Annotated in this window: 12 protein-coding genes; 6 read left to right on the forward strand and 6 right to left on the reverse strand. The window is 33.5% G+C overall.

All coding sequences use genetic code 11. The annotated features are described in order from the left end of the window. Window positions 1-179 precede the first annotated feature (179 nt). The 3 genes from dnaN to ABD077_RS24315 all read left to right on the forward strand — a co-directional run bounded on the left by dnaN (window position 180) and on the right by ABD077_RS24315 (window position 2836). Window positions 180-1298, forward strand: coding sequence for a DNA polymerase III subunit beta (gene dnaN / locus ABD077_RS24305; protein WP_299610424.1), 1119 nt, complete (start codon window positions 180-182; stop codon window positions 1296-1298). Between the two features lie 98 nt (window positions 1299-1396). Then, entirely contained in the window at window positions 1397-1966 is a 570-nt protein-coding gene (locus ABD077_RS24310; protein WP_343914803.1) for a Crp/Fnr family transcriptional regulator, read from the forward strand. 93 nt (window positions 1967-2059) lie between these two features. Next, window positions 2060-2836 (forward strand): type 1 glutamine amidotransferase domain-containing protein, encoded by a 777-nt coding sequence (locus tag ABD077_RS24315; RefSeq protein ID WP_343914804.1) that lies wholly within the window; start codon window positions 2060-2062, stop codon window positions 2834-2836. A 115-nt stretch (window positions 2837-2951) separates the two neighbouring features. On the opposite strand, the gene ABD077_RS24320 is transcribed toward ABD077_RS24315, so the two are convergent. Then, the gene (locus ABD077_RS24320) at window positions 2952-5159 is read right to left on the reverse strand and encodes an endonuclease (protein WP_343914805.1); all 2208 of its coding nucleotides are present in this window, start codon (window positions 5157-5159) and stop codon (window positions 2952-2954) included. Window positions 5160-5512: 353 nt separating this feature from the next. Between ABD077_RS24320 and ABD077_RS24325 the strand changes: the two genes are divergently transcribed. From ABD077_RS24325 to ABD077_RS24335, 3 genes are all read left to right on the forward strand, one after another. Beyond that, window positions 5513-5716: a hypothetical protein gene (locus ABD077_RS24325; protein ID WP_343914806.1), complete on the forward strand. Its 204-nt coding sequence runs from the start codon at window positions 5513-5515 to the stop codon at window positions 5714-5716. Between the two features lie 224 nt (window positions 5717-5940). Next, entirely contained in the window at window positions 5941-6141 is a 201-nt protein-coding gene (locus ABD077_RS24330; RefSeq protein ID WP_343914807.1) for a hypothetical protein, read from the forward strand. 138 nt (window positions 6142-6279) lie between these two features. Next, on the forward strand, window positions 6280-6471 hold the full coding sequence (locus ABD077_RS24335; protein WP_343914808.1) for a hypothetical protein: 192 nt from the start codon (window positions 6280-6282) through the stop codon (window positions 6469-6471). Between the two features lie 66 nt (window positions 6472-6537). Here ABD077_RS24335 and ABD077_RS24340 read toward each other — a convergent pair whose 3' ends face one another. The 5 genes from ABD077_RS24340 to ABD077_RS24360 all read right to left on the reverse strand — a co-directional run bounded on the left by ABD077_RS24340 (window position 6538) and on the right by ABD077_RS24360 (window position 13060). After that, window positions 6538-7722: an acetate/propionate family kinase gene (locus ABD077_RS24340; protein ID WP_343914809.1), complete on the reverse strand. Its 1185-nt coding sequence runs from the start codon at window positions 7720-7722 to the stop codon at window positions 6538-6540. 14 nt (window positions 7723-7736) lie between these two features. After that, window positions 7737-9830: a phosphate acetyltransferase gene (gene pta / locus ABD077_RS24345; RefSeq protein WP_343914810.1), complete on the reverse strand. Its 2094-nt coding sequence runs from the start codon at window positions 9828-9830 to the stop codon at window positions 7737-7739. A gap of 178 nt (window positions 9831-10008) precedes the next feature. Further along, the gene (locus ABD077_RS24350) at window positions 10009-11109 is read right to left on the reverse strand and encodes a DUF2911 domain-containing protein (protein WP_343914811.1); all 1101 of its coding nucleotides are present in this window, start codon (window positions 11107-11109) and stop codon (window positions 10009-10011) included. 231 nt (window positions 11110-11340) lie between these two features. Beyond that, window positions 11341-12582, reverse strand: coding sequence for a peroxiredoxin family protein (locus ABD077_RS24355; RefSeq protein ID WP_343914812.1), 1242 nt, complete (start codon window positions 12580-12582; stop codon window positions 11341-11343). Between the two features lie 100 nt (window positions 12583-12682). After that, window positions 12683-13060 (reverse strand): hypothetical protein, encoded by a 378-nt coding sequence (locus tag ABD077_RS24360; protein ID WP_343914813.1) that lies wholly within the window; start codon window positions 13058-13060, stop codon window positions 12683-12685. Window positions 13061-13311: the final 251 nt, after the last annotated feature.

Raw genomic sequence — 13311 nt, forward strand, 5'->3', positions numbered from 1 at the left:
ATATCAAAGAATTTTTAAGTTATCTAAACCACCAATCGATGATAGTCGATAACTCCTACCCGTTTGTTAATAACTAACGTTTTTAGAATGCCAACAAGCTTGGAGATTACAATTATATTTGCGTTAGCCATTTTTATAATGACCACTGCAAAACAGTATTAATCTAAAAAATTAAACGGGTGAAATTCATAGTTTCCAGTTCGTATTTATTAAAACAACTTCAAGTATTAGGTGGAGTAATTAATAACAGTAATACTTTACCAATTCTAGATAATTTTTTATTTGAATTAGATAACAACTCCTTAACCGTTTCAGCTTCAGACCTAGAAACTACTATGTCTGCTAAGTTAGAAGTAGAATCTGGAGACGAAGGAATTATTGCTGTTCCTGCAAAGTTACTATTAGAAACATTAAAGACATTCCCAGAGCAACCGCTTACATTTGTTGCTGGAGATAATAATACTATAGAAATTAGTTCTAATCACGGTAAATATGCACTTGCCTATGCAGATGGCGAAGAATTTCCAAAGGCAGTAGAATTAGAAGATCCTAGTGCTACGAATGTAATGGGTGACATTCTGGCTACCGCTATTAGTAAAACTATTTTCGCTACAGGTAATGACGATCTTAGACCTGTAATGAGTGGAGTATTCTTTCAGTTTTCTACAGAGAGTTTAACCTTTGTAGCTACTGATGCTCATAAACTGGTAAAATATTCTAGAGAGGATGTAAAAGCTTCTCAGTCTGCTGAATTCATTATGCCTAAGAAACCACTAAACCTTCTAAAAGGTATATTGGCAGGAAGTGATACTGATGTTCTTATAGAATATAACGAGTCTAATGCAAAATTTACTTTTGATGAAACACAATTGATTTGTAGACTAATCGATGGTAAGTATCCAAATTATGAAGCGGTAATCCCTAAAGAAAATCCTAACAAACTTAGTATTGCTCGCACACAATTCTTAAATTCTGTACGTAGAGTTTCTATATTCTCGAATAAAACGACGCATCAGATCAGATTAAAAATTGCTGGGGCAGAATTAAATATCTCTGCAGAAGATATTGATTACTCTAATAAAGCAGAAGAGCGTCTAACCTGTGATTATCAAGGAGATGATATGCAGATAGGTTTTAATTCACGTTTCTTAAGCGAAATGCTAAATAACCTAAATGCTGATGATGTACAGTTAGAAATGTCATTACCAAACAGAGCTGGAATCTTAACTCCGACAGATGGATTAGATGAAGGAGAAAGTGTTACGATGCTTGTAATGCCAGTAATGCTAAATAATTAAAAAAACACATCTTTATTATACCAAACAGAGTCCGATTATCAATTGTAATCGGACTCTTATTTTATACTTTTGTACGTATTCTAAGATTTTAACCAAAAATGGATATTGCTAACATCTTCAAAGGTTATCAAATAAGTAATGAGCATCAACGAATGATTGATAAAAAAATTACTACAATTACAATTTCCAAAGGAGAAAACCTATTATTCCCTGGTGATACAACCACGTATCAATACTATGTAGTTCGTGGATGTTTGCGATCTTATTTTACAGATATTTCTGCTAAAGAACATACTATACAGTTTGCAATTACTGATTGGTGGATAAGCGATTACACTTCCTTTTTTAAAAAAGAAAAAGCAATTCTTCAGATAGAATGTTTACAAGATGCTGTTTTGCTCCGACTATCCAGAGATGATATGAATGAAATCTGTGCTACGATCCCAGGAATAGAAGAATACTTTAGATTTAAAACAGAATCTTACATCGGATCTTTCCAAAGGAGAATCATAGGAGATTTATCGAAAACAGCAAAAGAACGATATCAGGATTTTGTAAACACCTACCCAAATATAGAACAACTTGTAAAAAATTATCATATCGCCTCCTATCTTGGCATCACTTCAGAGAGCCTTAGTCGAATACGAAAAGAAATAGCACGAAATTAAATTCATTTCTTATCATACATCAATTTTTTGGCTTTTGCTTTGCAGTAATTTTGAATCTATCAAATAATGACAACGATTTAAAAGAAACTAGCAATGAGAAAACTTATCTATTTAATTGTTGCTGCACTACTATTGATTTCCTGTAGAAATCAGAATAATGATAAGAGCATAACTAAAAAAACAAATAACATGAAAAAGGTATTATTCGTATTAACAAGTCATGATGAATTAGGAAATACAGGAGAAAAAACTGGATTTTGGGTAGAGGAGTTTGCAGCTCCATACTATTTTCTAAAAGATAAAGGAATAGCGATTACTATTGCTTCTCCAAAAGGTGGACAACCTCCAATCGATCCTAAGAGTGAATTACCAGATTTTCAAACTGATGCTACCAAAAGGTTCGATCAAGATTCAAAAACACAGGAGAAACTAAAGAATTCAATCTCACTTTCAGAAATCAAAGCCGAAGATTATGACGCTATTTTTTATCCTGGTGGTCACGGACCATTATGGGATTTGGCCAATGATAAAAATTCAATCTCACTGATTGAAGCTTTTTACAACCAGAATAAACCTGTAGCTGCAGTATGTCATGCCCCTGCAATTTTTAAAAATACGCAAAACACTGAAGGGGCACCTTTGGTAAAAGGTAAAAAAGTAACTGGATTTTCCAACTCTGAAGAAGCTGCTGTTCAACTAACAGACATAGTTCCGTTTTTAGTGGAAGACATGCTTATGAACAATGGTGCTGAATATTCTAAAAGAGATGATTGGACTCCTTATGCTTTAGAAGATGGATTAATCATTACAGGTCAAAATCCTGCATCTTCTGAACTGGTGGCAGAAAAATTACTTCATCAACTACAATAAAGTAAGTACAAGCTCAACTTTTATATACTATACATTATAAATTATACTTACTAAAAATAACCTCTACTTCATCATAAAGTAGAGGTTATATATATAACACTTAAAAAAGAGATAATTATTCTTTCGTAAACTTTTTCACTAAATTTTCTGTTCCATTAGTCAACTTAATAAAATAGATACCCGAAGATATACCTTCAAGTCCAATAGGCTCTTTTGTAATAGGTCCAGTTTTTAATATCTGTCCTGTGTAATTTATGATTTCGTATTTTCCAGAAATACTATGCGCTGATTGTATCGTTAATGTTTCTTTTACCGGATTTGGATAAAAATTAAAATCAAAAACATCAGAAACCTCCTTAAAATTAGATTCAGGTACTGCACTTCTTACAGAACTCCCTACACAAAAATTATTACTTTCTTGTGATCCAAACGAACCTCCTGAAACCAGTGTAGTACCTGTAGCATCTGTTAATGCATAAGAACCATTACCATAACTACAACAAATACCGTCGCCATAGGTGTCGTAGATAATAAATGTATAACAACCATTATCTAACGTTCTGGATAAATTGATCGTAGAACCATCTGCTTGTGATCCATACGTGCCTCCAGAGAAAACAACTTGATTACTATCATTTCGTATTTCCCAGCTTGTTTCTTCAGGATAATTATCAAAAGTAATTCTTAAATTCACATCACTAGTAGTAGATCCTCCTCCTGTATTTCCAGAAGTAGACAGTTCTACAGCATCTACAGCCATATCTCCTTGCCAAGTAGTGCCTGTAACTCCATTAAAACGCAATTGTACTCTTTGACCTACATAATCTTCTAAACTAACACTAGCTGTTTTCCAGGAATTCCCTTGATTTCCAGAAAGACTCCAAATTGTTGTCCAGCTTGTTCCGTTAAGACTAGCTTCGAGAGAAAGACTTCCCATATTAGAAGCTCCGTACATATGATATTTAAAAGAAAAAGTAGCCTCGCTTTCATTAGTTATATCGAAACAAGGAGAATATAAAATAGCTCTTTTATTAGAGTAGTTTGGCGTAGATGATTCCATGTACAAATAATAAGATCCTTCGTTTGCACTACTCGGTCCTGTTCCTGATGATGGCGTGCTACCTGAACGCGTTGCCCAATTAAAATCATCTCCAGAACCAGCTTGTCTCCATTGACCTATGGTATTTTCAAAACTTTGGCTATAAGGAAACGTTGTTATATCCGAACTACATAATGTATTTCCTCCTCCAGAAGTATTTTCTGTAGTAACATTAATAGAAGTACTTAATCCAGAAAGATTGCCTGCAGCATCTTTGGCTCTTACCGCAAAGGCATACGTTGTAGCAGCAGATAAAGCTGTTACAGAATAGCTTGTATTTGAAGTTGAACTTAACAAAGATCCATTACGATATACATCATATCCCGTAACTCCTACATTATCAGAAGAAGCATTCCAAGATAACTGAGCTGAAGTGGTCGTAATATTAGATGCGGTTAAAGCAGTAGGTACAGTTGGAGATTCTGTATCTCCACCAGTATTCCCAAAACGATCTTCCGCCTGTGGTCCTCCCCAAATCTGAGTTGCAAATGCTGGATTATCAATAAAAGGATTTCTATTTCCTTGTAAATTTTCTATAATCGGATTCCTTTGCAATTCTAACTGAGTTACAGGATCTTCTGCATTCCACTCTAGGAATAACTGAATCATATCTGTATCGTTTGTAACAGAAGTTCCTACTCCTACATTAGAAGGTAAACATCGATTTCCATAACGGATATACATAAACATCATCATTCTAGCCACATCCCCTTTAAATTCATCTCCAGGATACCAATGTCCTTGTGATGTGACTCCAGAATTACCAGAACCATCCGCAAATTTTCTATTTCCTCTACTAGAATTTCTTTGCACATCAGAGGGTCTTAAATGATGTGCATCAGAACCAGGACCTGTACTTCCTAGATTCGGATTTCCCAGTGATCTTGGATACACATGCTCTCTATTCCAATCTGTAGAACCTCCTCCATTATTATCTACTCCTCTTGTTCTATCGGTGGTAGAATTACCATCGGTATCACTGAAGCCATAAATCAATATCACTCTAGAAGAATCAGTGGGGTCTATATCTGTTTGTTTTAAAGCATCCCATACACCAGGCGTATATGATAATATTGTTGTTTGTGTATTTGTTACTTTGGAAGCTAGTTCATTTTTTAAAGCTTGTCCTGATAAAGAAAGATTCACATCATTATAATACGATGGAATTTGACCAAAACTAGCGATGGTATAACCCATTACTAATATTAGTAGTATTTTTTTCATTTCGTGTGTTGTGAGTTAGGTTAGTGTATTTTAACGTTTCGAAGCTATAACTATTTTGTTACATTTACCATAGGCAAATGTTATCAAATCATTACGCAATATGTTGATAATCTTTAATTTAGCACACCCAACACATCTAACACATTCAAAAACAACCTATTAACTCATCACAACCCCTGTTAATAAGTTGTTTCCTACAAGGAGATATAAGAATAGTATTGCATTTATGTTTATCCTATTGACACACTTCTTATTAAAAACCACAAAACCATAATAAATAAAGGTCTTTCGCGCACTTTATTTAGGGAAAATTCAACTAATTTTAAGTGATTAACTTTAAAACATCTTACACAATGAAAAAAATCTTAGAATTAAACGGAATTCAAAAATTAAGTAAAGCGCAGCAAAGATCTATAAAAGGAGCTATGACAAGTATCACTTGTTGCAATCCGAATCCTATTAATGGATCTGGTAACAGGTGCCGTATAAGCTTTCCTGGTGGAAGTTTCTGTGAACCTGGCAGATGTACACGATTTGGAGGTTGTATTCTGTACTAAAAGCAAAATCTAATCGAATACAAAAAGAGGTCTATTTAATAGATCTCTTTTTTTAATAATTAATTTTTCCAGAAACGTTCAAATGATTGATGTAAAAGGCTTTTATTATCAAAACAATATGCAATAGTGTTCTTTAAATTTATAAATCTCAAGTATCAAGTTTTGTTTTTACTCTTTTACCTTAAGTATCTTGGGAAGAACAAATAACTTTAAATACTTACACAATGAAAAAAATTTTAGAGCTAAATGATGTTCAAACCTTAAGTAAAGGACAACAAAGATCTATTAAAGGGTCTGGGACTATTATTAGTTGTTGTTCCTCTAATCCTTTTGGCACTGGTAATAGGTGTAGAATAACATATGGGAATTTTAGCTTTTGCGAGCCTGGACGTTGCACGGGTAACGGAGGTTGTCTTTTGTACTAAAAATAGCTAAAGTAAAACAGGACTAAGCTAGTGTTTTGATAACTTGTTTATTGAAATTTATAAATATCAATAGGTTCTATTAGCTGAACTATTGATATGAATGGTACATTGCAGAAAATCAATTTAAATATTTACACAATGAAAGAAATTTTAAATCTCAAAGGAATTAAAGAATTAACAAAAAAAGATCAACAACAGATAACAGGAGCGGCAGGTCGTCGATTCGTATTTTGTGGACCTCCTGGACAATGTTGTATGACATTTCTTGGAGGGCCTACTATTTGTGATTTTGGATACTGTCAACCAAATGGTACTTGTATTTGGGCATAAATAAGCATCAGATTTAGTAAGGAAGTTAAGAGATTACCAATTGTAGAGTTTTGGTAATCTCTTTTATTATGAAACCAATTGAAATGATTGCTTGGCTATTTCTAGTTCTTCATTTGTCGGTATTATTAATATTTTAACTTTAGAGGTATTCATACTAATATCTCTTATTTCTTTAGAGCGTATTTTGTTTTTCTCCTCATCTAATTCTATACCAATACATTCTAATTCTTCACAAACCAATTTTCGCATGAGATCAGAATTTTCTCCGATACCTGCAGTAAAAACAATACTATCTAAACCATTTAATACTGCAGCATAGGATCCAATAAACTTTTTGATACGATAAGCATTCATTGCTAATGCTTCCTTGCAATCGGCATTCCCTTTTTCCGCTTCAGATTCAATATCTCGTAAATCACTATAACCCGTTAATCCCAACATACCACTTTCCTTTTGCAATAGCGAATTAACTTCATCTAAGGAATATCCAAGTGAGTTTACCATGTAGAAAATTACTGCAGGATCAATGTCACCAGATCTTGTTCCCATGATCAATCCATTCATCGGTGCAAAGCCTAAGGTATGATCAATACTTTTTCCATCTTTAACAGCCGTCATACTGCATCCATTTCCTAAATGAATAGTAATAACCTTTGCGTTTTGTTTATCTAAAAACTCTATCGCTTTTTCAGATACATATTTATGGCTTGTTCCATGAAAACCATACACTCTTATGTCGTTTTCTTCCAAAAAAGCATTAGGAATTGCATACTTATATGCTTTTACTGGCATCGTTTGATGAAATGCTGTGTCAAAAACGGCCACTTGTTTAGCATCGGTAAATATATCTTCTGAGACCAAAATACCTTGTAAATTTGCTGGATTATGCAATGGTGCTAAAGCAGAAAGTTTTTGAATTTCTTCTTTAACCTCCGAAGTTATTTCTACCGTTTTAGCAAAAGTACTACCTCCATGAACAACTCTGTGGCCAACAATATCGATCTCCGATGCTACTGAAACTACTCCCTTTTCGGGATGCAATAAATAGGAGGCAACTAATTGTAATCCTGTTTTATGATTAGGAATATCTTCAATGTCTTCTACTGAAAGTCTGGCTGTTTTAAAACTTATTTTAGCATTTTCCAACCCAATACGCTCTACTAATCCAGAACAAATAACTTCTTCGGAAGGCATTTGAAACAATTGAAATTTTATCGACGAACTCCCAGAGTTTAGTACTAATATTTTCATATACTATTCTAATTTTATAATCCTTGCGCCTGGATTGCTGTTATAATTACAGTATTATACACATCATCCACAGTACACCCTCTACTTAGGTCATTTACGGGTTTATTCAATCCTTGTAACATTGGTCCAATGGCTAATGCTCCTGTTTCTCTCTGTACTGCTTTATAAGTGTTATTACCAGTATTAAGGTCTGGAAATATTAAAACACTAGCTTGCCCAGCAACTTCAGAATCCGGAAGTTTACTCTGCCCCACTCTCATATCTACAGCAGCATCATACTGTATAGGCCCTTCAATCTTTAATTCTGGATGTTTTTCTTTTACAATTTTGGTCGCTTCTCGTACGGTTTCTACATCTTCTCCTTTTCCGGAAGTACCGGAAGAATAGGATAACATAGCAACTTTTGGTTCTATACCAAAAGCTGCTGCAGATTGAGCAGAAGAAATAGCAATTTCTGCCAATTGCTCTGCATTTGGGTTTGGATTAATCGCACAATCTCCAAAAACAGAAACTCTATCATCTAAACACATAAAAAATACTGACGAAACTACTTTTACACCTGGTTTGGTTTTAATAAACTGTAAAGCCGGTCTAATCGTATGTTGTGTAGTATGAACTGCACCTGATACCATTCCATCCGCATGTCCTTTATAAATCATCATAGTACCAAAATAAGAAACATCTGCCATCATATCTCTAGCCATATCTTGGTTTACATTTTTATGTTTTCTTAACTCATAAAATGTTTGTACATAATCTTCAAAATGTGGTGATTTCGTTGGAGAAATAATCTTAACTTTCTCAAAATCTATAGGAATATCTAGCTTTGTTGCTTTCGTTTTTATTTTTTTCTCTTCACCAATGAGTGTTACATCTACAACATTAGAAGCTTGTAACCTATACGTAGCTCTTAAAATTCGTTCATCAGAACCTTCTGGCAAGACAATATGTTTTTTATTCTTTAGTGCTCGTTTCAACAGGTTATACTGAAACATACTTGGTGTTAAACTATCTGATTCAAACGTTATCAACGGGTCCACCAAACGATCCTCATCCACGTGCTTTTCGAAAGTACTAATAGATGTGTTGATTTTTTGAAGGTTATCTGCATAAATTTTTGATCGTATAGCACCAATTCTATTCGTTATGGAAAAGGTTCCTTGAGCTACGGAAATGATTGGTACGGAGAGCGAAACGCCTTCGATTAATTTTAAAATTGGTTCTTCAGGAATTATTCCTCCGGTAAGAATAATCGCAGAAATTTTAGGATAATTATCAGATATATTCGCTTGTAGTACTCCTAAAATTATATCTGCTCGATCTCCGGGAGTAATAACTAAACTATTGTCTTTGAGATGTGTAAGATAATTTCGCAACTGCATTGCTCCAACACCAAAACTCCCTGCTTGATTATTTAAAAATTCTTTCCCAAAAAGAACTTTCCCTACTAATTCTTTAACTATTTCTTTAATTGTAGGATTAATTAAAGTTCCAATTTTAGGGATTATAATTTTCTCTATGTCATTGTCAAAATCCTTTTCTAGTTGTGCTTTCAATTCTTTCTCACATCCATCCACCACTTTATTAGCCACAACCGCTAACACTTCTGCATCTTTGCTTGTAAAAGTGTCATATGCTAACTTTAAATTTCCAGAAATCTCATCTTTCGTCTTATCAACACCACTCGCAACAATAATAGATGGGATTCCTAAATTTTTAGCGATTATTACATTGATATCAAACTCTATGATACTTCCTTCATCAGAAAAGTCAGTTCCTTCTACAAGAATAAAATCAAACTTCTCTTCTAAATTTTTATACTTCTCAATGATACCATCAATAATTGCACCTGATCTACCTTGGTTGTATTTTTGTAAAACCTCACTTCGTGTAAAAGCGTAGGTGTTTTTAAAATTGATGTCTAATTCGAAATGGGAAATTACCGTATTGATATGATTATCGATTTCTCCTTCTTTAGGATCATCGATAATAGGTCTAAAATAACCCACTTTAGCTACTTTTCCCAGCAGCATTCTCATCAGTCCTAGTACTACAATTGATTTACCACTATTAGGTTCTATAGTAGCGATATAAACAGCTTTACTCATGTGTATAAATTTGGTGGTGCAAAGATATGGTAATACTGTCAAAGTTTTACACCTTTTCTAGAAGCCAGAACTTGCTATTTCATAGTACTTAAATCATTAACTATTAAAGTTTGAAATACATAAAAAAGGGATCAGAACTTTTCTGACCCCTTGATAAAATTGGTTTATTTTTAACAATCTAATTTATATCTTCTCCTTTTTTGAGTTTTTCTAATTCTCCAGACAATCTATTTTTAAATCTTTCTGGTGCTTTACTCATCGCAGTGTTCATAGATTTTATGGCATTTTTAAAATCTCCTGTTGCTGCATATGCTCTTGCTAATCCATAATTAGAAGGCCAAGCGCCATTACTATTTTTCACATTACTCTTTAAAACCTCTAAAGCTTTATCTTTCTGACCTTGCCCAATAAGCCCATTTCCTAACTGAAACACCTGACTAGCATTTCCTTTGGCTACTGCTTTATCAACTACTTCCATTGCTTCTTGAGTTTTACCTTGTTTGGATAAAATTCTTGACTTTAATGATAGATTCCCAAATGTTTCTTTACTAAAAAAGTTGCCACTTATAGAAGCATTTACCCACTCTAAAGCCTGATCTAAATCTCCAGCGTTAAATGCAAAATTAGCAGCATTATCCCAATTAGATTGAGTGAATCCCTTATTACTTCTAAGATCTTCTTTCAATCCTTGCATTACTATTGCATTTACATCTACTTCAATTTTGAATGGTATTTCTTTCTTTTCCCAACGTAGAGCAGCAATTGTACTATTAGCATCAAATGAAGGAAATAAAAATAATAAGGTCTCTGTATGGGGCACATCTTTGGTTTTAACATCAACTCTTAAAGCATCTTCTTTTTCATCATAAAAGTAACTTCCCCATGAAGAGGAATTTTTAGAAAATATAACCGTTGCCCCACCATCTTCTTTTAGTGCAATATGCAAACCATAAAGCCCAGCTTTGATATCTTTTCCTTCTATCTTTACATCATGAGAAAATTCTATCGTAGAATTCTGATTGGCTCCTGCTCTCCAAGGAGCTGCTTTAGAAGTACCAAATCCTAGATTATTAAACCCATAAGGAACCAATTTCCCCCAAACTTCACGATCTTTTACACTTGGTCTTCCATAGTCTATTGTAATGTCTGTTATCCCTACTCTCTGAGAAACCTTTGCTCTTTGGCTCGCCTCAGGTGTATTTAATTGTGCTTTAGAATCAATTGAGAACAACATTGTTGATACCACCAACAATGTCATGATAAGTTTAGATTGTTTCATCTGTTTTACTTTAGATTTTTACAGATCAGTTATAATTTACCGCACAATCAATCGAAAAAGCGCCCTTAGACTGCAATGGTAAATTTTGAATACTGTAGTTATAAATGATTTACTTTCAGCTCGTATGAAAGAAAAATCACACGAATTAAGCAATGATAAGACGATATTTTTAATCCTGATGTTACGGGATTGTTAAAGAAAAAGAACAAGTACTAATTAATGTTAAATCATTTATTCATTTAACAGCTGGTTAACAAAACTTTCAAATTCTTGTTTGAAATCCAGGTACTTCTGGCCAGTGGCAGGACCGTTAAAACCTGTATGTATTTTTCTAACGGATCCCTTTTTATCAATAAATACAGTAGTTGGATATGATAAAACATGGTTTAGCATTGGTAATTTCTCCTGAGCTTTTTCTTTATTGGATGTTCCATATTGCGCTAAAAGAATAGGATATGCTACCTTAAGTTTTGTCCTCATTCTTTCGATAGATTTAAAAGCTTTCTCAGAAGTCTTAGCATATTCGAATGCTAATGCAACGAACTCTATATCCTTATTTTTGTTTTTGTTATAATAATCCACATAAAACTTAGTTTCATCCATACAATTAGGACACCAAGTTCCCATGATTTGCACTAACGTTACTTTCCCTTTAAAACGTTCATCTTCTAGAGAAATCTGATTTCCTTTTGCATCCGGAAAACTAAAAGCAAACCTATCATATCCTTCTTTTAAAAAAGTCAGAGAATCTTCTGAAGGCAGCTCATATGATTCATTTCGTTTTGCCACAAATGGCTCTTTCCAATGATTACCTGAATAAAAATAGCCGTTCATAGTACTATCAGTAACCTCTGCTTTAAAAAAGAATGCATGTGCTCCATCAAAAGTTGACAACTCTAGCTTATTGTTATTTATTACTCCTTCTAAATAGCGATAATCTCCGGTAGTAGTTCTAAAAGTTCCTGTTACTACATTTCCATTTTGTTTAAAAATACCTTTCGCAATGTATTTATCTTCTGGAGTATCTGGACTGAATACGGATTCCCAGTTTCCTTGAATATTTGCCGTTGGTTTTGCTAGTATTTCGAATCGATCTTTAACACCATATTCTCCTTTAAAAGGTACAATTCTATCCAAGCTTTCTTTAATAAAACTACCTGTGATTGTGGTAGAATCATTAAATTTTGCAGCGATATATCCTTCAAAAACGGGAAATTTGATGTAAAGAGAATCTCCTTTTACGGTCACCTCATCAACATCAATAGTTTCTTCTGCATTAAAAATTCGTAATGTTTGATCTTCAAATACCTCGAAAAGAAATGGTAATTCTTCGTTGTCCTGAACGGTCATTGAAGCCTTCCACAAACCACTTTTTAATGTTAAAGTTTCATTGGATGATTTTTTACTGGAAACGTCTTTTTTGCATGAATAAAGTGCTATTACCGAAAATGAGAGTAAAATAAATTTCTTCATAGGAATTGTGTGATATGTGCGAATATAAAAAATGTCTGGAAAGATATCTTAATCTCAACAGACAGTTTTATATAATTTAGAAGATTTTATGATAACTACATCATTGCTTATTCCTTTTGGAAGGTGTCTTCTTTTTTCTTTTATTCTCTTCCTTAATTGCCCTCACTCTTTCCTCTATTCTCTTTTTGGCCTGTTCTTTGGTAAGTTTTACTTTCCCACTCTTTCTTGATTTTTGAGCGGTTAGAGCCCTAGCATTTTTTTCTTTATCAGAAAAAATTGCATCCCTATCTGAACCATTTGCTCGATTAGCTTTGTTCATCTTTCCCTTACTAAACCCAGCGTTCTTCTTGGTTCTGGTTGCTACTCCTTTTGGGATATATTCCTCGGAGTCATCGGCATTCTTATTTTGTGAATACCCGATATGGTTTCCAAGAAAGATAGAAAAGACGAATACAATTATTAATTTGAAGGACTTCATTGGGGGCTTATTTAATAATATGATTATACTACAAAGGTAAAAAAATATTTTTTTACGTTGAAAACCATCATTTTGTATATGATTTTAATAATTAAAATTTATGTATCTCACCGTTTCGTCTCTTTTATTTTTGTCTTCTAATTATAGAAAAGTTTATTAAATAGTTTTCATAAACCGATGAAATTAAATTGAAGTAGTTTTCCATAATATAAGAAGTAAATCTTGTTTGTCAACTTTCCTCAAAGTAGTAT

Origin of the sequence: Aquimarina litoralis (assembly GCF_039523995.1) — a bacterium.
Taxonomy (GTDB): Bacteria; Bacteroidota; Bacteroidia; order Flavobacteriales; family Flavobacteriaceae; genus Aquimarina; species Aquimarina litoralis.